The organism is Flavobacterium sp., assembly GCF_043779715.1.
GTDB lineage: Bacteria > Bacteroidota > Bacteroidia > Flavobacteriales > Flavobacteriaceae > Flavobacterium.
The window spans coordinates 11,468-33,437 of record NZ_JAYWDT010000217.1; the positions used below are offsets into that span (position 1 = coordinate 11,468).

Consider the following 21,970-nt stretch of genomic DNA (forward strand, 5'->3'; position numbering starts at 1 on the left):
ATTGCAAAAGTAGAGTAATCAACTATCTTAGATTTATAGAATTAATGTGTTTTGTTATATAATTACTAGTTTTTTGTTTGTAAGAATGTCTTTATTATTGAAATAGTAATAGGCATTCTATTTTAATGTAATCTTAAATCTAAGCTTGTGTTATGATGGTTTTTAAATTGTAAACATAAAGTTATTTTTTATTACAAAAATTAAAAAAAGGTAACATTTTCATTGCGTTCTATTCATTTATGATTAAGATTCATGCTATTTCTTTGTATTGAATTTAAAAATTAATTATAAAAATGAAAAAATTTATTTTACCATTATTTGTTTTTGCTTCGTTAGTTTCTTGTAATAAAGATAACGAATCAACTGTTTCAAGTACTCCTGTAGAAGGTGTTGTTCTAGCTAACCATTCTGCAACCCCAACTTTGTTAAAAAAACAAACGGGTTTTGAAAATATTCAATTTTTATCATTAATAGGTTCAGATGATGTTTTGGCGGGGAGTCCTAATTTTGTTTTTGGAGGTTCTGCTGATGGATTAGGTTTGTTGAGAAATGCTGATGGAACGTTTACTTTTTTGGTAAATCATGAAGATAATTTTGCGGTTTCTAGAATTTTTTTAGACAAAAGTTTCAAACCTACTAGAGGAGAATATTTATTAAACTCTAATGGAGGAACATGGAGATTGTGTGGTGCTACAATGGCAACTCCTGCTGAATATGGTTTTGGACCACTTTATTTAACTTGTGGAGAGTCTGGAGAAGAATCTCGTACACACGCTGTAGATCCTTATGGGACTATTGGTTTAGCAGGTGTTTCGAAAGAATTACCTGCTTTAGGAAGATTGAGTGCTGAAAATGCTTTGCCATTAAATAAAAATGCTTATCCTGGACAAACGGCAATTATAATTGGCGATGATGATTCAGGAACAAATGGCGGTCAGCTTTTTATGTATTTGTCTGATAGAGTAGGCGATTTGTCAAATGGCTCTTTATATATGATGAAAAGAAGCGATGACAATCAAAGAGAGAAAGACATGGTTACCAACCAAACTTATAATGTTTCTTTTGTAAAAATTGTAAATCATACAACAATGACAGGTGCTCAAATTAATACTTCGGTAAATGCGCTAAAAGCGATAAAATTTGGTAGAGTTGAAGATTTAGATTATAGAAAAGGAGGACAAGCTGCTGATAGAGAAATCTATTTTAATGTTACAGGACAAAATATTTCTGGAAATAATGCTGATGCTTCAAGAACTAAATACGGAAGAGTTTACAAATTAAATTTGGATGCTAACAATCCTCTGGCTGGAACTTTGGAAGTAGTTCTTGATGGTGATGATCGTTCTGGAATTGCAGGGAAATTCCAAAATCCAGACAATATCTGTGTAACAAAAAATTACGCTTATATCCAAGAAGATGCTAATGGATATGGAGATGAAACTCATGATGCTTATATCTATCAATATAATTTAGCTACAAAACAATTGAAAGTAGTCGTAGAATTAGATCATCATCGTACTGCAACTGATGCTGCGAAATATAATGTTGGTGGAATTAGTAATTTTGGAGATTGGGAATATGGAGCTATGATTGATGTTTCAGACCAATTAGGAATTGAAGATACTTTCTTGTTAAGCGTTCAGCCTCATACTTGGAAAGGAACACGTTATAGAGGTGTAGATGGAGGAACAAACCGTCCTAATGAAGAACAAGCAAGTCAAATTGTGGTTATCAAAGGATTGGCAAGATAGTTTTCTTCTAATTTAATATTACCAAAGTCCACGGTTTCTTTTTTTGGAATCGTGGTCTTTGTTTTTGTATCATCTAAATCGTTAAAAATTACAATGAAAAAGTTTTTTCTTTTTTTAATCCTATTTTTGGTTTTCTCCTGTCAGATCGAACCCAAGCACAAAAAAATAAACGAGTTGTTTAAAACGGATATTAGTTTGTTAATTCAAGAAGTGTCCAAATTGAAAGATTTGGTGCAATCTGATGCAACCTTATCCCAAATTCAGAAAGGGTTTCTGGCGGCACATCAATCTTATAAGCAGGTTGAAATAATAAGTGAATATTATTTTCCAGCTGTTTCCAAGGCGATAAATGGTCCTGCACTGCCCGAATTTGAAGAAGACGATGCTAAAACAGTTCCTCCAGAAGGATTTCAAGTCATTGAGGAATTTATTTTTCCAGAGTATGATAAAGAGTCTAAAAATGAACTTTTGAAAGAAATAGGAATTCTATCGGCTAACTTAAAACGATTGGACAAAGTTTCCCAAACCAATGAATTGACTGATTCTCATGTTTTTGATGCGATGCGATTGGAAGTTTTCAGAATCATTACTTTGGGGATTACTGGATTTGATTCGCCAATTGCACAAAATTCTGTTCCAGAAGCCTTATCTTCAATTGAAAGTATTGAAAAATATTATAAAGTTTATGCTGAAAATTTAGATGATATTACATTTAAAACCGTTTTAAAAACGATAGAATATGGTAAAATCTATCTAAAAAACCACAATGATTTTAATACTTTTAACAGAGCGTTTTTTATTACAAAAATTGCAAATCCGTTAAGCGCATCGATATGCAAAACGCAAATCGCTTTGAAAATTCCAGTTATTAAAGAGATGAGAGGATTAAGAACGACTGCTCAAACTTTATTTGAAGAAAATGCTTTTGATGCAGAAGCTTTTTCAGCATTTCCAGATTATGAAACAACACCCGAGAAAATCGAATTAGGAAAATTATTATTCAATGACCCTATTTTATCCAGTAATAATAGTCGTTCATGTGCTTTTTGTCACCACCCAGAATCTGCATTTACCGATGGCTTAGAAAAAGCGATTTCATTTGACGGAAAATCTTTGGTCAAAAGAAATACACCAACACTTTCTAATATTGCATTCCAGAGAGTGTTTTTCTTAGATTCGAGAGTAAATTATCTTGAAGATCAAGCTTTGGCGGTGATTGCCAATAAGAATGAAATGCACGGATCATTGAAGGAATCTGTTTTTAAATTGAGTAAAAATAAAATTTATGTAACACGATTCAAAGAAGCATTTCCTGAAAAAAAAATAGATGAGTTTGCAATAAAAAATGCTTTAGCATCTTATATTAGATCGTTGAGCCATTATGATTCAAAATTTGATGAGTATATGAGAGGAAACGAAATAATACTTAATTCGGACGAGAAAAAAGGCTTTAATTTATTTGCAGGGAAAGCAAAATGTGCTACTTGTCACTTTATACCATTAACAAATGGTACAGTTCCTCCTCATTTTGAAAAATCAGAAAGTGAAGTGCTCGGTGTTCCTGATAAAAACAAAAAATTGGATACCGATTTAGGTAAATTCGAATTAACAAAAGCCGATATTCATCGATATTCTTTTAAAACACCAACTATTAGAAACATAGACCTAACTGCACCATACATGCATAATGGTGTTTACAAGACTCTAGAAGAAGTGATTGATTTTTATAATGACGCAGGCGGAAAAGGATTGGGTTTCAAGCTCTCTAATCAAACCTTACCAGAAGATAAACTGAATTTGACTAATTTAGAAAAAAAGCAACTCATTCTTTTTATTAAAACGCTGACAGACAAAAAGTATTCTAAAAACTAAAGGGGAATAGTTCTGAATTTATTTTTTAAAATTAATTTAAGAATCAATCTATAAGTTGACATTGTTCTATTTATCTTTGTCAACCTAAAATTATATAAAATTGAATTTTTCTCAATATACAAAAGAGTTTCCTGAAAACATAAAATTAGCTTATCCTGTTATTTTAGGAATGTTAGGACATACCTTAATAGGAATTGTCGACAATATTATGGTTGGAAAACTGGGTTCGACCGAGTTGGCAGCTGTTTCATTAGGAAATAGTTTTATATTCGTCGCAATGTCTTTAGGGATAGGTTTTTCGACAGCAATTACGCCAATTATTGCAGAAGCAGATGCCGAAAAAGATGATAAAAAGATTCGTTCTGCTTTTCATCATGGTTTGTTATTGTGTACGATTTTAGGAATTGCTTTATTTATTCTGATTGTTTTAGCAAAACCAATCATGCACTTAATGCATCAACCAAAAGAGGTTGTCGATTTGGCTAATCCTTATATCGACTGGGTTGCATTTTCATTAATACCAGTAATTGTTTATCAAGGTTACAAGCAATTTGCCGACGGATTATCTGAAACGAAATACTCTATGTATGCTATTCTTATGGCAAATGTGGTACATATTTTCTTCAACTATGTTTTAATTTATGGTATTTGGATTTTTCCTAAACTGGGGATTCTTGGCGCCGCTTTAGGAACTGTGATTTCTAGAATTATGATGGTCGTTTTTATGCATTATATATTGAAGTATAACAAACGAATGAAAATTTATTTCAAAGATTTTAGTTTCAAGCAAATAAAAAAATCGATGATACGAAAAATTGTAAATTTAGGATTTCCTTCGGCAATGCAAATGTTGTTTGAAGTAGCTTTGTTTACAGCTGCTATTTGGCTTTCGGGAACTATCAGTAAAAATAGTCAAGCGGCAAATCAAATTGCATTAACATTAGCTACTATGACATTTATGTTTGCCATGGGATTAAGCGTTACAGCAATGATTAGAGTGAGTAACCAGAAAGGATTGAATGATTATAAAAACCTAGTTGTAGTAGCAAAATCTATCTTTTTGTTAGCTATAATTGTAGAAATTATTTTTGCTTTATTCTTTATTATTTTTCATACTTATTTGCCACATTTATTTCTTGATATGGAAAATTCTAATCAAATTTTAGACAATAAAGAAGTAATTTCTATTGCAGCACAATTGCTGTTAGTAGCGGCAGTTTTTCAAATATCAGACGGAATACAAGTCGTTGTTTTAGGTGCTTTGAGAGGCTTGCAAGATGTAAAAATCCCAATGTATATAACTTTTGTAGCATATTGGGTTGTGGGTTTTCCTATTTCTTTTTATCTAGGATTGTACACAAACTTAAAAGCTGCAGGAATCTGGATAGGATTATTAGCAGGCCTTACAGCCGCGGCTCTGTTTTTATATATTCGATTTAATAATTTGACAAAAAAACTAATTAATATCAATAACCGATTAACGGATTCAACGAATAAATAAATCAACAACAAATATGGAATTACCAAAATTTTTGCTAGGCGACAACACTGATTTTCCGGATGATATTTTTATCATTCACTTAGATTATCCTCGATTTATTATCAATCTAAAAGATGATGAAGTAGAGTTTATGGAAGAAGCTGAAGATCTCGACGAAGCCGAACTAAATACCGAAATGGAAGGATTAATAGAACAAGCAAACGCTTTCTATGATCAAGAAATGGAACGTTATGAAAAAGAATAAGTTTATTTTTTAAAATATTTTTCTAGCAAAATTTGAGCAGCTGCAAAAGGTGATATTTCGTCATTTGCAACTGCTTTTTTATTGTCTTCTAATAATTTATAAATTTCTGGATGATTGAAAAAATTAGTTTTCAATTGTTCATTAATCGTTTCTAGCATCCAATATTGGTTTTGTTCTTTTCGTTTTTCGAAGAAATAATTATTAGACTTTGTTAGTTCTATAAAATCACAAATCGTATTCCAAACATCAGGAATTCCATCATGAGTAATAGCACTACAAGTCGAAGTTGTTGGTGTCCAACCTGATTTTTTTGCAGGAAACAAATGCAAAGCCCTATTGAATTCGGTTTTTGCGAGATTGGCTTTTCTAATATTATCTCCATCGGCTTTGTTAATGACAATAGCATCGGCCATTTCCATAATACCGCGTTTGATGCCTTGTAGCTCATCACCAGCTCCAGAAATTTTTAATAATAAAAAGAAATCGACCATGCTATGCACGGCTGTTTCGCTTTGCCCAACACCCACGGTTTCAATAATAATCGTATCAAAACCAGCAGCTTCGCAAAGCGTTATTGTTTCACGAGTTTTCCGAGCCACACCACCTAACGTTTCACCCGATGCACTTGGTCTTATGTAAGCATTTTTGTCTTTTACTAATTCTTCCATTCGTGTTTTGTCGCCTAGAATACTTCCGTGAGAAATAGTACTAGAAGGATCGACAGCCAAAACAGCCACTTTTTTGTCTAAACCAGTTAAGTATTTACCAAATGCCTCTATAAAAGTACTTTTTCCCACTCCAGGAACTCCTGTAATTCCTATTCTTACAGATTTATTGGCATAAGGCAAACAAGCATTTATTACTTCATTAGCTTTTTCTAAATGCGAAATATTTGTACTTTCCACAAGTGTAATTGCACGACTTAAAGCGGTTATGTTTCCTGATAAAATTCCGTTTACCAATTCTTCAGATGAAGGCTGAATTTTTCTAAATTGCTGAATTTGCTCAACAGAAATAGCGCTGATAATCTCAGGTCTTTCTATTCCTTGGTTTTCTGTTAATGCCGATTTTTTATCCTGGTTTTTCAATTTCAATTATGCTTTGTGTAAAATTACTATAAAAATTAAATAAATGCTAAAATTTATAAATGAGACCGATTTCAAATCTATAAATAGTATTTTTGCACCACCAAAAATAAATTCTTGTGTCTACAGAAAATACTATCCTAGAAAATAAAAGCGATTTAGTTCAAAAAACTATTTTTTCAATCCTTTTCTCTATTAGTTTTGCGCATTTACTCAATGATTTAATTCAAGCCATAATTCCATCGGTTTACCCAATTTTGAAACAAAATTACGGATTGACTTTTACTCAAATCGGATTAATTACTTTTGCCTTTCAACTTACAGCATCTGTTTTTCAGCCATTTGTAGGTTATTATACAGACAAATATCCAAAACCATTTTCCCAAGTTTATGGAATGATTTTTTCCTCATTGGGAATTATTTCGCTTTCGTATGCTAATAATTTACCTTGGATAACCGTTTCGGTTATGCTTATTGGTTTGGGTTCAGCTATTTTTCACCCAGAATCGGCACGAATTTCTAATATGGCATCGGGCGGAAAACGAGGATTGGCACAATCTATTTTTCAAGTTGGAGGCAATCTAGGAACAGCAATTGCTCCATTATTAGTCGCTGCAATTGTAGTGCCAAATTCTCAAAAATATATTCTTTGGTTTTTGATAGGTTCATCTATGGGATTGATGATAATTTCTAAAATTGCCTTTTGGTATAGAGATAATTTAAAATTAAAATTAGACAAAAAACGGCTTTTTATAGAGCAACATGATTTGTCAGACAGAAAGGTGAGAATGGCAATTGGCATCTTACTATTTGTAATTTTTACTAAGTTTTTCTATTCGGCAAGTCTATCTACTTATTATCAGTTTTTTGTCATCGAAAAATTTCATTTAAGCATTCAACAAGCACAATATCACATGTTTATTTACCTGATAGCTTATGCTTTAGGAACAATACTTGGCGGACCTTTAGGAGATAAATTCGGACGGAAATATATTATTTGGTTTTCAGTTTTTGGAGCAACACCATTTGCATTACTATTGCCTTATGCTAATCTTTTCTGGACAGATATGCTCATGATTATTATCGGAATCATCATTTCCTCAGCATTTCCGGCCATCATCGTTTATGCACAGGAATTATTACCCAAAAAACTCGGAATGGTTTCAGGACTTTTCTATGGTTTTGCCTTCGGAATGGGTGCTTTAGGCTCGGCATTACTCGGGATTCTTGCCGATCATACCTCGATTACTTTCGTGTATCAAATATGCTCCTACTTACCAATTTTCGGAGTAGTTTGTTATTTCTTGCCTAATATGAAAAAGAAAAAAGTATAATTTTTTAAAGAAATCTGGAGCTATTTCCCGCCATTCGCTATATCTTTTGCTTTTCTAAAGGAAAAAAGCAAAAGGATGCCGCTACTGTCAGGGCTAGGGTTTAGCTCTTAAATTTAAACTTCTGTTCTAAAAAACTTTGTGAATCTTTGTGTCTTCTTTGTAAATCTTTGTGAAATAATTTACTTTTACTTATCAATTAGAACAAAATGCAAATCACATCAGAAATACTTCAAAAGTTAAACCAAATTATAGGAGAAGCTTTCGTTTTTACTGACGAAGAAACCCGTAATCATTACGGACACGACGAAACCGAAGATTATGTTTTTCCACCAAATGTAGTTGTAAAACCAGCCAATGCTCATGAAGTTTCAGAAATCCTAAAACTAGCAAACCAATATAAAATCCCAACAACACCAATTGGAGCTCGTACAGGTTTAAGCGGAGGTGCTTTATCTATTTATCAAGGAATTGGATTGTCGATGGAACGTTTTAATAAAATCCTAAATATCGATGAACAAAACCTGCAAGTTACATTGGGACCAGCTGTAATCACGCAAGTTCTAAGAGAAGCAGTTGATGAAAAAGGGTTGTTTTATCCGCCAGATCCAAGTAGTCAAGGAAGTTGCTGGATAGGAGGGAATGTTGCCGAAAATGCAGGTGGCGCAAGAGCTGTAAAATATGGCGTGACCAAAGATTATGTACTAAATCTCGAAGTTGTTTTGCCTAATGGTGAAATCATTTGGACAGGTGCAAATACTTTAAAAAATTCTACAGGATATAATTTGACACAACTTATGGTTGGAAGCGAAGGAACTTTAGGAGTGATTACCAAAATTGTCATGAAGTTACTACCAAAAGTAGATTATAATGTATTAATGTTGGTTCCTTTTTACCAAGCCAATCAAGCCTGCGAAGCAGTTTCGGCTATTTTTAGAGCAGGAATTGTGCCAAGTGCTTTAGAATTTATGGAACGTGATGCGATTGATTGGACCTTAAAATTTAATCCAAATATTTCGGTTCATGTAAAGCCAGAAATTCAAGCGCATTTACTCATTGAAGTCGACGGGAATTATCCAGAAATTCTCATGCAAGAAGCTGAAAAAATCATGAATGTGGTCGAACAATTTCAAATTGATGAAATACTTTTTGCCGATACCGAAGATGAGAAAAATGCTTTATGGAAAATGCGTCGTTCGGTTGGAGAAGCAGTAAAATCGAATTCTATTTATAAAGAGGAAGACACTGTTGTGCCAAGATATGAATTGCCAAAATTGCTTTCAGGAATCAAAGAAATTGGCGTAAAATACGGATTCAAATCGGTTTGTTATGGTCATGCTGGCGATGGAAATCTCCACGTAAACATCATCAAAGGCGACATGACCGACGATAATTGGAATACACAAGTTACTAGAGGAATTCGTGAAATTTTTGAACTTACAGTTTCCTTAAAAGGAACTTTGTCTGGCGAACACGGAATCGGATTAGTACAAAAAAACTATATGGATATTGCTTTTTCTAAAACCCATTTAGAACTCATGGAAAGAATAAAATTTGTTTTTGATCCTAATAACATTTTAAATCCAGGGAAAATTTTCCCAGATTAATTTTAATTATTGAGCCATAAATTCTAACAAAGTAGGATCTGCATTTTTGAAAGTTGGTGCTTTCTCCGTTATAGTTGCTACACGTTTTTTGTTTAGTTTCATTGTAACATCTGCTTCGGTGGTAAACAATAAAACCGACAAAAACGGATTGTTTATATAAGGAGTTAGTATGAAAATAGCTTCATCGATACCATGATTTTCGATAATTTCTTCTTGTTGAAATTTGAATTTTAAACACAATAATAGTTTACCGTCTTCTATAATTGTTCTTACATAAATATTCATTAATAATGTGTTTCCTATCGTTTTTGCAAGTGTTAATTTTGCAAAAGTTCCATCATTGATGCTTTCTTTAAATTTATTGAAAATGGCGGTATAAGTTTGACTATTTGGCATTTTGATAATTATTTTTTACAAAAGTAGTTTTTGTTTTTTAATTTTAAGAAAAAATCCCCAATCACTTTTAGTAATTGAGGATTTAAACATTTTTTAATCTCTTTTAGGATTGTTTTTCTTTTCTCTTTTTTCTTCCTTCTTTTCCTTTGCCGTTTTTAGCGGTTCTTTTTTCTCTGTTTTCTTTGCGTCTTGACTTTTTGCCATGATAATATATTTTTAGGTTATTTTTTTTAGGTTTTAATCAAATGTAATGATTATTTCTTCTTCAAAAATAAAATTAGTCCTAAAATGCTAACAATCAAAATTCCTAAAGCTGCAAATATGGTCATAAAATCACGAATATTTTTTCCTGCCCATTCCATCAATAAAAATTTATGAAAAATGGCAAAGGAATATCCTTCGCGCCTTGTACTACTGTTTACAACTGCTGCCAATCGTGAGGTTGAAGTTTCGATATAATAAGTTGTATCATCATCAGAATTGTACTCGAGTTTTACAACGGGCAACCGTTTGTTCACAAAACCATATTCTCGTTTGTCAAAATCAGTTAGAATAGAACTGCTTTTTAGTATGAAATTCGGATTGAAACTTTCTGAATTTTCTGTTTCACAACAATCTGAAGTTGGATTTACTAACATTTTAGAAAATTTAGTAACTAGAAATTTTGCATAATTAATTTCGACATTTTTTTCAATGAGATTTGTATTTGTATTTACAAATTGTTTCTCCCATTTCTCATTCTCCGCATCGTATAAATCACATTGATAGTAAAATTCTTTTTTAAATTTGATGATTGAAAGATTGACTAAACGGTTCCAATCTACATTTGTTTTGGTTGATGGAATTTTTATATCTGAAACTTTGATAATTGGTTCATAAATCATTTTTGACAAAATGTTTGGTTCCCATTTTTGTATGGCGTGATAACCACCGCTAAAGGCAAAAGTTAGAGTCAAGAACGAAACTATAATCCCAATTGTTCGATGGTTTTTTCTTAAAAATCCTTCGGAATTTGTTGGTGTTGCTTTTTTAAATTTTTTCCACATAAAACCATAGATAACAATGCCACTTATCGCCGAAAATAATATTATAGATATGAATAAAAGCATTGTAATGATGCGCAAATAGTTGTTTGCAATAGCATCTATAAATCCCCAATTATGAAACGTGTCGAATATCCAAATAAATATTTGCCTAGATTTTGGGTTATAAGTTGCTAATTTACTCGAACAAGTTTCTACATAAACTTGCATTTCATCATGACGGGCAAAAGTGAGTTTGTAAACGGGTAAATAGCGATTTATGTATTTGTATTGTGAGGAAAACTCAGTTATCAACTCTATTTTTTCGACTTTACTTTTTGAGTCATTTATGAAATATTGTGATAAATATTCGGCATATTTCTGGTCACCATTTTCTAATTCTTTTCCAGTCGAAGTATTATAGTATTTATATTTATTTCTTTAACTTGATAATAAGTTACATTTTGAAAAGATATTATCCTAAAGTTTTTAAATTCTTGAATTTTATTTTGAGTTAAAACTTCTTGTAATGAAAACTTGATTTGGGTTGTGTCAATTGGTTTTACTTCCAATTTTTCGTGTGCAATTTCAGGCTTAAAGAAATGTGCCATAAATGGGTGCATTATACCCGAAAGTGTCCAAAATATAACTGGAATGATTGTAATGATTCCTAATGTACGATGGTATTTGTACATGTTTTGTTTTATTTTTTTGACGATTTTTGAATCTTTCTTTTTAGATTTATTTTGTTTTGAAATAGGTTTTTCCATTGTAGTATTTTTTAGCCCTGATGGTAGCGATATCCTTTTTTGAAGCGATTTTTCTTCGCCTCAAAAAAGATAAAGCGGAGAGCTAGTCCCGATAGCTATCGGGACTAGCTCCTTTAAATTATTTTTTTAAATCGAAATTATATTGAATCCCCATCATAAAAGTTCTTGGAGCAGAAACGGTATAAGTGGCTTTGTCGCTGGTATTGTTTCCTTTAGTGACGTTGTAAGCATACAGTTTGTCTGTTAGATTCATAATATTTGTGTAAATCTCGATGCCTTTATAAGTATAACCAATTCTTGCATTAAAAAAATTGTAACCTCCATATTTTACAGTATTTATTTGGTCTTGGTAATAGCTCGAAACATATTGCCATTCGATAGCTGTTCTGAAATTCGGCAACCATTTTGGATAATAACTCACCTCCGAATTCCCTACCCATTTTGGAGCAGATGGCATTTCGAAACCGTCTAATCTTTGCACTGGATCAGTCGTTTTATCACTCACTTTGAAGTCGATAAATTTGTGTTTTGCATTTGTTCCTCCAATTCTAAAATGCCATTCTTGGGTTGGTATATAATTCACACCAAACTCAATTCCTTTATGTTGTGTTTCTCCTGCTGATTGATAATCGGTCGAGTTGTCAGGTTGACGAATACTTAATAATTCGTTTTTTCCTTGTAAATAATAAACCGCATAATCTACTGTTAATTTGTTTTTTTTTAGATTTAAAAACCCACCAATTTCGTAATTGTTGAATTTTGCAGGGCTTAGATTATAATAGAATTCGGCAGGAACCGTTGCTGTTCCAGTATTTGGTTTTTTTCTAAAAATAGCTGTTAATCCTGGAGGTGCAAATCCTTGTGCGAGGTTGGTATAAAATCCAATATTACGATTTAGATTAAAGTTTAAACCGACTTTGCTTGTTAGTTGGCTGTATTCTTTTTCGCCCGAAGCTACAATCCCAACATTGTTGGTATAAGTCAAATTCATTTGGTCAAAACGAGTTCCAATCGTAAATTTTAGTTTGTCGATAACATTGAAACTATATTGTAAATAACCAGCTGAATTTTTTATAATTGCATTATAATTTGCCAATTTTACTCCATTTTCTCCAAGATTCTCATAGGTATTTACTGATTGTCCACCAGGATTTAAGTTCGCTTTTAGGTTTATTTGATTCGAATAATAATCGTTTGGAGAACGGTCAAATAATCCACCAATAATTAAATTTGATTTTAAGAAGTCAAATTTTTGAGAATGTTGTGCCAAAACGCCATAACTTTTGAAATTGTTAGAGTTGATTTCTCCTTTAGCAGTTGTTTGTCCAGGTGTCCAACGGATTCCATAAGATGGATTTTGTCCCAATTTGTTGTCTCTATGAAAAATGGTTATGAAACTTTCCGATTTATCATTCCAATTGTGATTTAATTTTATGCTAGTTCGTAAAGCGTCAGATTTTCGATAAGTAAAATCGGTTGTGCTGGAATAATTTCTAGAATAGAAAGTTTCTTCGTTAATGCTTCCACTAGTTTGCGAATAATATTTTCCTTGCATGAAAGTTCCAATCAGTTTTGTATTGGTAGTAATAGCATAATCCATTCGCAAATTGATATTATTTTTATCATAATCTGACGCCGCTAACCAAGAATTTTTTTGTTCGGAAGTTAAGCCAGAAACATAAAAACCTACTTTACCAACAGTTGCACCACCTGCAACTTGCATTCGTTTGTAACCAAATTGATCAGCCTGAATTCCTACTTTGAAGGTTGGGTATAATGTTGGATTTTGGGTTATAAAGTTGATAGTTCCACCAATGGCTTCTGGGCCGTAAATGGACGAAACAGGTCCTTTTACCACTTCGATATTATTGAGTGAAAACTGATTTATTTCTAATAATGCATTGTGATTAAAAACTCCCAAAGGTCTTATTGGCAGACCATCTTCCAAGTATAAAAAATAACTAGAATAAGAAATAGGTTGACGAACTGCCATCGCATGTTGTTCATTCCCAAGGTTTACCATAAGTACTCCCGAAGTTTTATTAATGACTTCGTAAACTCCTGTTGGTTTGGTTTCAGAAATTGTTTTTGCAGTTAGTTTACTTATCGAAACTGGAATTTCTGAACGTTTTGTTACAACACGATTGGCAGTTACAATCACTTCTTCTAGGTGTTGTTCGGTTTTTGTAGTGTCTTTTGCTATTTTGTTTTGTGCATAAGAAAATTGCCCAATAATAATTAGGGCGAAAAATATATTTTTACTCACACTTATATTTTTTTGTAAGCGGAGTTCGTGAATCGTTGATTTCATTTTTATAATTATAAACATTAATATTTGTTTCGTTGATTAGAAACCAACAAAAAATGCATTTCAAGAATTTGAAATGATTATTAAAAATTATAATTATACAAGTGGTGGATGAAAAACAGCAAAAGAAACCGAAGTTGGTTTATTCGAAATAAGTGTAAATATTTGCTGCTTATCTTCTAGAAATAAAATTGAATTGAATTCATATTGTGGCGCAAATTGCGTGTAAACTAATTCAAAATTTTCTTTAAAACTTGATTCTGATTTTTTTTCTGAATCTAATTTTTTTAAACTTTTTTGAAGTTCACAACTACCATTACAAGTATTATTAACCAACTGTCGCTGAATACAAATTGTTTTTATAATCTCGTCTTGGTTTATTTTGAATGTAAAATATACCATCATATTTCCAAAAGATGGAAATAAAAGTACGGCGGATAATAATATGGTAAATAAAAATTTCAAAAAAAATATTTTTGCAAAGTTAACTTTGATAAGTCTTATATCAAAGTGAAATTTCATAAAAAAATCCCCAACTGTTTTTACAATTGAGGATTAATTTTAATTATTGGTAAGTATTAGTCAACTAAAACCCATTCGCCAGAAGCTAATAAACTTTCTGCTTTTTTGAATTTCATTTCTTCAGTTTTTCCTGAAGAAACTTGTTGAATTGTAACTGTATCATTACGATTTATTTTTGGTTGATCACGAACTATAGTTTCTGTAACTTGACGTTGTTGTGTTTGTCCAGCTTCATGATTACGCTCTGCTAGCTCATCGCTGTTAAGAATTTCATCTTTACTTTCGATATAATTTTCTTTCTGACGAACGTGCGTTGCTTCCTGAATATTTTGTTGTTGTGGCAAATCTCCTTTAAATAAGAATGAAATTACTTCTTTATTGATACCATCTAACATATTTTTAAACAATTTGAAAGCTTCAAATTTATAAATAAGCAAAGGGTCTTTTTGTTCGTGAACTGCTAGTTGAACAGATTGTTTCATTTCGTCCATTTTGCGTAAATGCTTTTTCCAAGCATCATCAACAATAGCGAGTGTGATATTTTTTTCAAAATCTGCAACCAACTGTTTTCCTTGACTGTCGTAAGCTTTTTTCAAATTGGTAACAACATTCAACGATTTTACACCATCAGTAAATGGAACTATGATACGTTCGAAATTATTACCTGGATTTTCATATACGTTTCTAATAATGGGAAATGCTTCGTGAGCATCACGAATATTTTTCTCTGCATAATATTCAGAAGCTGCTTTGTATGCTTTTCCTGTTAATTCTACATCAGAAAGTTTAGCAAATTCTGCTTGAGTAACAGGAGATGTGATAGATAAATTTTTAATTAAATCGAATTCAAAATTCTTGAAATCACCAGTTGATTTATTTTTTTCGACAATCACTTCGCAAGTATCATACATCATATTGGCAATGTCTAGTTTTAGACGCTCACCATGTAATGCGTGACGACGACGTTTGTAAACAACTTCACGTTGAGAGTTCATAACATCATCATATTCTAACAAACGTTTACGAGTTCCAAAGTTATTTTCCTCTACTTTTTTCTGAGCGCGTTCTATAGATTTGGTCATCATAGAATGCTGAATCACTTCACCTTCTTTCAGTCCCATTCTGTCCATAATTTTAGCAACTCTGTCAGAACCAAAAAGACGCATTAAGTTGTCTTCTAGCGACACATAAAATTGTGAACTTCCTGGATCACCTTGACGACCTGCACGACCACGTAACTGACGATCGACACGACGAGAATCGTGACGTTCTGTACCAATAATAGCTAATCCTCCGGCTGCTTTTACTTCAGGAGTTAATTTGATATCGGTACCACGACCAGCCATATTGGTTGCAATAGTTACAACGCCAGGTTTTCCAGCTTCTTCAACAATTTGTGCTTCTTGCTTGTGCATTTTTGCATTCAAAACATTATGCGGAATGTTTCTCATTTTAAGCATTCGGCTTAATAATTCAGAAATTTCTACCGATGTTGTACCAATAAGAACTGGTCTTCCAGATTGAGAAAGTTCTACAACATCTTCGATAACTGCATTAAATTTTTCACGAACCGAACGGTATATTAAGTCTTCTTTGTCAATACGTAACATGCCACGGTTGGTAGGAATCTCGACAACATCAAGTTTGTATATTTCCCAAAGCTCACCTGCTTCAGTAACTGCTGTTCCAGTCATACCAGCCAGTTTGCTGTACATTCTGAAATAATTTTGCAAAGTTACAGTAGCATATGTTTGGGTTGCGTCTTCAATTTTTACATTTTCTTTAGCTTCAATCGCTTGGTGTAATCCGTCCGAATAACGACGACCATCCATAATACGACCAGTTTGCTCATCTACAATCATTACTTTATTGTCCATCAATACATATTCTGTATCTTTTTCAAATAATGTATAAGCTTTTAGAAGTTGTGTTAATGTGTGAATACGCTCACTTTTTACACTAAAATCTTGAAATAATTTTTCTTTTTGCTCTCCTTGTTCTTCAACCGAAAGATTTAATTTTTCGATACGTGCAATTTCAGTTCCAATGTCTGGTAATACGAAGAAAGTATCTTCTGTGTCTTTAGACATGATTTCGATTCCGCTATCTGTCAATTCTACTTGATTGTTTTTTTCTTCAATAACAAAATATAATGCCTCATCTACTTTTGGCATTTCACGATTGTTATCGGACATGTATTGATTTTCAGTTTTTTGTAAAAGGGCTTTGATGCCTTCTTCACTCAAAAACTTAATTAATGCTTTGTTTTTAGGCAATGCTCTATGTGCTCTCAATAATTGAAAACCACCATCTTTAGTATTTCCTTCTTTTATTAAACGTTTTGCTTCGGTAAGGAAGCCATTTGCCAACTGACGTTGAATGTTTACTAAGTTGTCAATTTTTGGTTTCAATTCTGTAAATTCATGACGATCTCCATCTACAACTTGACCAGAAATAATTAATGGTGTACGAGCATCATCTATTAATACAGAATCGACCTCATCGACAATTGCAAAATTGTGTTTTCTTTGAACCAAATCTTCTGGCGAATGTGCCATATTATCACGAAGATAATCGAAACCAAATTCGTTATTTGTTCCGTAAGTAATATCTGCATCATAGGCTTTACGACGTGCATCAGAGTTTGGTTGGTGCAAATCGATACAATCTACTAACAGGCCATGAAATTCGAATAAAGGTGCTTTCCAAGCGCTATCACGTTTTGCTAAATAGTCGTTTACTGTTACTAAATGTACACCGTTTCCAGTTAAAGCATTCAAATAAAGTGGAAGCGTAGCAACCAAAGTTTTACCTTCCCCAGTTTGCATTTCAGAAATTTTTCCTTGGTGTAATACAACTCCACCTATAAGCTGAACGTCATAGTGAATCATGTCCCAAGTAATTTCTTTCCCTGCAGCGCTCCAAGAATTTGCCCAAACGGCAGTATCTCCAACAATATTAATATATGATTTTGTTGCCGAAAGTTCTCTGTCTTTTGCAGTAGCAGTAACAGTAACTTGTGAATTTTCTTTGAAACGTTTAGCTGTTTCCTTGATAACCGCAAAAGCTTCAGGAAGAATTTCGTTTAATGTTTTTTCAGAAATTTCGTAAGCTTCTTTTTCAAGAATGTCAATTTGTGCATATACATCTTCACGAGCGTCGATATCCTGAATAGCTTCAACTTCAAGTTTTAAACTTTCAATTTTAGTATCTTTTTCAGAACGTGCTTTTTTAATTATTTCCTTAAAATGCGCCGTTTTAGCTCTTAATTCGTCGTGAGACAAATTACTCAAACTACTTTCTAAAGCTCTAATTTTAGCTATAATAGGCTGAATAGCCTTGACGTCTTTTTGAGATTTGTCGCCTACAAATACTTTTAAGATATTGTTTATGAAGCTCATAATAATTCTGTTTATAATTTTATATAATTAACCAAAAAAAAGTCTCGTGTAGAGACTTTTTTAATAGCTTTTATTTCTAATATTCATCCTCGTTCCAAAGATAATCTTCGTCGGTTGGATAATCAGGCCAAATTTCTTCCATCGATTCGTATGTTTCATCTTCGTCTTCGATAGATTGTAGGTTTTCTACAACTTCTAAAGGAGATCCAGTTCGTATAGCGTAGTCGATTAATTCGTCTTTGGTAGCAGGCCAAGGTGCATCACTTAAATAAGATGCTAATTCTAATGTCCAATACATTTTTGTTGAATTTTAATTTAATGCAAAAATAATTTTTCTACTGAAAAAATCAAGTTTTTTTTGATTTATTTTTAAATAAAGTTAAGAACGTGATTTAATTGCAGATTTTAGATTTCAGATTTTTGAAAGGAATTCATAAATCTAATATCACTTTCTCGGAATCCATTGTACTTCGTCAGCGCTTAAGTCTGAGGTCAACTTTCGTGCCAAGACAAAAAGGTAGTCAGAAAGTCGGTTCAAATACTTAATTGCTATGTCAGCAACAGGTTCATTATGGCTTAAATGCACTGCTAATCGCTCGGCACGACGGCAAACGCAGCGAGCAATGTGACAATATGACACAGTTGTATGTCCGCCTGGTAACACAAAATGTGTCATTTGCGGAAGAGAATCTTCCATAGTGTCGATTTCGTTTTCTAATAATTCGATGTCACTTTCTATGATTCCGAGTTTTTGAAGACGTAATTCTCCGTTTTTCATTACTTCTTTTTCAGGTGGCGTAGCAAGTATTGCTCCAACGGTAAATAATCTATCTTGAATTTCGATAAGAATGTCTTTATAATGTTGATTCATTTCTTGGTCACGAATCAATCCGATATAGGAATTTAATTCATCAACAGTTCCGTAACTTTCTATTCGAATATGGTCTTTTGGGACACGAGTTCCGCCAAAAAGTGCTGTGGTTCCTTTGTCTCCAGTTTTTGTGTATACTTTCATTTTGTTGTTGATTCGGTTATTTGTTGATTTGGTTATTCGTGAATTTGACAATCGAATAAACGAATATCCAAATCCACAAATTAACTATTTTGTAGTGTCGCTTTCAATTAATCCATCACGTAAACGAATGATTCTATGAGCGTGCGCTGCGATTTCTTCTTCGTGAGTAACAAGGATTACGGTATTTCCGTTGGCATGAATTTCACCAAAAAGTTTCATTATTTCTTCCGATGTTTTACTGTCTAAATTCCCCGTTGGTTCATCAGCAAGAATGATTGATGGTTTGTTTACCAATGCTCTAGCAATAGCAACTCTTTGTCTTTGTCCTCCCGAAAGTTGGTTGGGTTGGTGGTCCATTCTATCTCCTAAATTTACTTGCTCGAGTACTTCGGTGGCACGAATATTGCGTTCAGATTTTGAAAATCCTGCATAAATCATTGGTAAAGCGACATTGTCTAAAGCAGTCGTTCTTGGCAAGAGGTTGAAAGTTTGAAAAACAAAACCTATTTCTTTGTTACGAATTTCTGCCAATTCATCATCAATCATCTGTGAAACATCTTTATTATTCAGAATATAAGTCCCAGAAGTTGGTGTGTCTAAACAACCCAAAAGATTCATTAATGTTGATTTTCCAGAACCTGACGGTCCCATGAGCGCTACATATTCGCCTTTGTTTATTTGTAAATCGATGCCTTTTAGGACATTGATGATTTCACTTCCGAGAACAAAATCTCGTTTGATGTTGGTTATTTTGATTAATGGATTTGCCATTTTTTTAGTTTAAAGTCTAAAGTTAAAAAGTTTAAGGTATAACTTGATGTATTAGACTAAAATTTTAGGATTATGTTACACTTTTTATATTCTAGTCACAAAATGTTCTTTTTCCTGTTCTTCTCTAAAAAATACAATTCCCCATTGAAAAGTATCAATGGTGACTTTTACTTTTTCATGGTTTTTGATGATTTCCCATGCTTCTTCCATATCTTGTGACCAATGTATGTCATCGAAAATCCAAATAGAATTGTTTGTAATTGTTGGTAATAAAAGTTCGAAATAATCTAAAGTTGCTGTTTTAGAATGATTGCCATCGAAATAGATTAAGTCGAAAGTCGAAAGTCGAAAGTCGAAAGATTTTAGATAACTTGAAAATTCTGTATTTACAAATTCAATATTTTTGCAATTTTGTAATTGCAATTGATTTTTTGCAATTGCCATTGTATTTGGACATCCTTCTAAAGTAATAATTTTTGCATTTTCATTTACTAACGATAGGGCAGAAGTTGCCAAGCCTAAAGAAGTTCCAATTTCTAAAATCGAATTTGGCTGAAAATATTGGGCAATTCTAAACAATAATTCGGCTCTTTTTGAAGTAATTCCAGCTGTTTTTGCAATTTTAGATATTTGACGTGTATTGGATTTAAAAACTCTTGAGCCAGCTCCGAGATCCGCCACTTCAATTGTATTTTTATTTTCTAAAAGTGAGTTTCTGTATTTCTTTAGAAGTAAATATTGTGGTTTTGAAGATTTGTCATAAAAACATTTTGTAACCAAATCAAATACAAATGGCGAATGCACACCATGTTCGTTTTTGGAGTTCCAGAGGAATTTGATGTATGATTTTACAATATGTAACATATTTTATTGTTTCACAGAGATTTGCAAAGATAAAAAAGAGATTCACAAAGTTTTTTTAGATATTTTCTTTGCGAATCTCCGTGTAAACTCTGTGAATCTTTGTGTAATAGTTACCCTTCAATTTTTGCAGATAATTCAAACCAACGTTCTTCTTTATCTTCCATTTTATTAATAATATTTTCTAACTCTTTGGCTTTAGAAGAGATATCAGCATCAGCGACTTTTCCTTCAGAAAATAATTGTTCTATTGCGATTTTTTGAACTTCTAAATCTTTGATTTCTTTCTCTATTTTTTGATATTCTTTTTGCTCATTGAAAGTCAAATTTCCTGTTGGATTATTTTGTTTCCAATCTTTCTTTTCCGCTTTGTTTTCTTCTTTTTGAGCCACATCAGCACTGTCTTCATAAGCACGGAAATCTGAATAATTTCCTGGAAAATTTTCAATTTCTCCTTGACCTCTAAATACAAATAAATGATCTACGATTTTATCCATAAAATAACGGTCGTGAGAAACAACTAGCAAGCAACCAGGGAAATCTAAAAGAAAACTTTCTAACACATTTAAGGTTACAATATCCAAATCATTGGTTGGCTCATCAAGAATCAAAAAATTAGGATTCTGGATTAAAACCGTACACAAATACAAACGTTTTAGTTCGCCTCCACTCAGTTTTTCTACAAAATCGTATTGCTTTTTACTGTCAAAAAGAAAACGTTCTAGTAATTGAGATGCCGAAATAATTTTCCCTTTCATCAACGGGATATATTCACCATATTCCTTAATAACATCTATAACGCGTTGTCCAGGTTTTGGATTGATACCACTTTGAGTGTAATATCCAATTTTAATGGTTTCTCCAACTACTACTTTTCCGCCATCTAAAGGAATTGTACCTGTCAATAAATTTAAAAAAGTCGATTTTCCTGTACCATTTTTTCCAATAATTCCAATTCTGGCACCACGTTGAAAATCGTAACTAAAATTATCTAAAATAACATGATCGTTAAATTTTTTAGAAATCTTGTGAAGCTCAATAATCTTGCTTCCCATACGCTCCATGTTTATTTCGAGCTCTACAACATTGTCTTTTCTTCGACTTTCTGCTTTCTCTTTTATTAAATAAAAATCATCTTGACGGGATTTCGATTTTGTAGTTCTCGCTTTTGGCTGACGACGCATCCAAGCCAATTCTTTTATAAACAAATTTTGAGCTTTGTCTATACTTGAATTTTCTGAGGTAAGTCGTTCTTCTTTTTTCTCTAAATAATAAGAATAATTACCTTTATATTGGTATAATTTCCCGTTGTCGAGTTCAATAATTTCGTTGCAAACACGCTCTAAAAAAAAACGGTCGTGGGTAACCATAAATAAGGTGATATTTTCTTTGGCAAAATAACTTTCGAGCCATTCAATCATCTCTAAATCCAAGTGATTGGTAGGTTCATCCAAAATCAATAAATCGGGACGACTTATAAGAATGATAGCCAGAGAAAGACGTTTTTTTTGTC

General features: G+C 32.5%; 18 protein-coding genes. 6 read left to right on the forward strand and 12 right to left on the reverse strand.

Annotated elements, in window-relative coordinates; all coding sequences use genetic code 11:
• Window positions 1-293: 293 nt before the first annotated feature.
• The 4 genes from ACH2BG_RS10535 (at window position 294) to ACH2BG_RS10550 (ending at window position 5,368) form a co-directional block, all read left to right on the forward strand.
• Window positions 294-1,751, forward strand: a complete 1,458-nt coding sequence (locus tag ACH2BG_RS10535) for a hypothetical protein (RefSeq protein ID WP_395047652.1) — start codon at window positions 294-296, stop codon at window positions 1,749-1,751.
• Between the two features lie 93 nt (window positions 1,752-1,844).
• Window positions 1,845-3,623, forward strand: coding sequence for a cytochrome-c peroxidase (locus tag ACH2BG_RS10540; protein ID WP_395047653.1), 1,779 nt, complete (start codon window positions 1,845-1,847; stop codon window positions 3,621-3,623).
• Between the two features lie 100 nt (window positions 3,624-3,723).
• On the forward strand, window positions 3,724-5,124 hold the full coding sequence (locus ACH2BG_RS10545; protein WP_395047654.1) for an MATE family efflux transporter: 1,401 nt from the start codon (window positions 3,724-3,726) through the stop codon (window positions 5,122-5,124).
• A gap of 13 nt (window positions 5,125-5,137) precedes the next feature.
• The gene (locus ACH2BG_RS10550; protein ID WP_395047655.1) at window positions 5,138-5,368 is read left to right on the forward strand and encodes a hypothetical protein; all 231 of its coding nucleotides are present in this window, start codon (window positions 5,138-5,140) and stop codon (window positions 5,366-5,368) included.
• Between the two features lie 2 nt (window positions 5,369-5,370).
• On the opposite strand, the gene meaB is transcribed toward ACH2BG_RS10550, so the two are convergent.
• Window positions 5,371-6,462, reverse strand: a complete 1,092-nt coding sequence (gene meaB, locus ACH2BG_RS10555) for a methylmalonyl Co-A mutase-associated GTPase MeaB (RefSeq protein ID WP_395047656.1) — start codon at window positions 6,460-6,462, stop codon at window positions 5,371-5,373.
• A 110-nt stretch (window positions 6,463-6,572) separates the two neighbouring features.
• Here meaB and ACH2BG_RS10560 point away from each other — a divergent pair, with 110 nt between their 5' ends.
• Window positions 6,573-7,787: an MFS transporter gene (locus tag ACH2BG_RS10560; protein ID WP_395047657.1), complete on the forward strand. Its 1,215-nt coding sequence runs from the start codon at window positions 6,573-6,575 to the stop codon at window positions 7,785-7,787.
• A gap of 206 nt (window positions 7,788-7,993) precedes the next feature.
• On the forward strand, window positions 7,994-9,391 hold the full coding sequence (locus ACH2BG_RS10565; protein WP_395047658.1) for an FAD-binding oxidoreductase: 1,398 nt from the start codon (window positions 7,994-7,996) through the stop codon (window positions 9,389-9,391).
• 6 nt (window positions 9,392-9,397) lie between these two features.
• On the opposite strand, the gene ACH2BG_RS10570 is transcribed toward ACH2BG_RS10565, so the two are convergent.
• From ACH2BG_RS10570 to ACH2BG_RS10620, 11 genes are all read right to left on the reverse strand, one after another.
• Entirely contained in the window at window positions 9,398-9,787 is a 390-nt protein-coding gene (locus tag ACH2BG_RS10570; protein ID WP_395047659.1) for a hypothetical protein, read from the reverse strand.
• A gap of 254 nt (window positions 9,788-10,041) precedes the next feature.
• Window positions 10,042-11,124 (reverse strand): PepSY domain-containing protein, encoded by a 1,083-nt coding sequence (locus tag ACH2BG_RS10575; RefSeq protein ID WP_395047660.1) that lies wholly within the window; start codon window positions 11,122-11,124, stop codon window positions 10,042-10,044.
• A gap of 80 nt (window positions 11,125-11,204) precedes the next feature.
• Window positions 11,205-11,579 (reverse strand): hypothetical protein, encoded by a 375-nt coding sequence (locus tag ACH2BG_RS10580; RefSeq protein WP_395047661.1) that lies wholly within the window; start codon window positions 11,577-11,579, stop codon window positions 11,205-11,207.
• 118 nt (window positions 11,580-11,697) lie between these two features.
• A complete protein-coding gene (locus ACH2BG_RS10585) occupies window positions 11,698-13,890 on the reverse strand; it encodes a TonB-dependent receptor (RefSeq protein WP_395047662.1) in 2,193 nt (730 codons plus the stop codon).
• A gap of 93 nt (window positions 13,891-13,983) precedes the next feature.
• Entirely contained in the window at window positions 13,984-14,352 is a 369-nt protein-coding gene (locus tag ACH2BG_RS10590; RefSeq protein WP_395047663.1) for a hypothetical protein, read from the reverse strand.
• 113 nt (window positions 14,353-14,465) lie between these two features.
• Entirely contained in the window at window positions 14,466-17,810 is a 3,345-nt protein-coding gene (secA, locus tag ACH2BG_RS10595) for a preprotein translocase subunit SecA (protein ID WP_395047664.1), read from the reverse strand.
• Window positions 17,811-17,886: 76 nt separating this feature from the next.
• A complete protein-coding gene (locus ACH2BG_RS10600; RefSeq protein WP_395047665.1) occupies window positions 17,887-18,108 on the reverse strand; it encodes a DUF2795 domain-containing protein in 222 nt (73 codons plus the stop codon).
• A gap of 147 nt (window positions 18,109-18,255) precedes the next feature.
• On the reverse strand, window positions 18,256-18,825 hold the full coding sequence (locus tag ACH2BG_RS10605; protein ID WP_395047666.1) for a cob(I)yrinic acid a,c-diamide adenosyltransferase: 570 nt from the start codon (window positions 18,823-18,825) through the stop codon (window positions 18,256-18,258).
• Window positions 18,826-18,909: 84 nt separating this feature from the next.
• Window positions 18,910-19,596: an ABC transporter ATP-binding protein gene (locus ACH2BG_RS10610; RefSeq protein WP_395047667.1), complete on the reverse strand. Its 687-nt coding sequence runs from the start codon at window positions 19,594-19,596 to the stop codon at window positions 18,910-18,912.
• Window positions 19,597-19,680: 84 nt separating this feature from the next.
• The gene (locus ACH2BG_RS10615; protein WP_395047668.1) at window positions 19,681-20,460 is read right to left on the reverse strand and encodes an O-methyltransferase; all 780 of its coding nucleotides are present in this window, start codon (window positions 20,458-20,460) and stop codon (window positions 19,681-19,683) included.
• 110 nt (window positions 20,461-20,570) lie between these two features.
• Window positions 20,571-21,970 (reverse strand): ABC-F family ATP-binding cassette domain-containing protein (locus ACH2BG_RS10620; protein WP_395047669.1); only part of this gene is annotated, 1,400 nt, incomplete at its 5' end.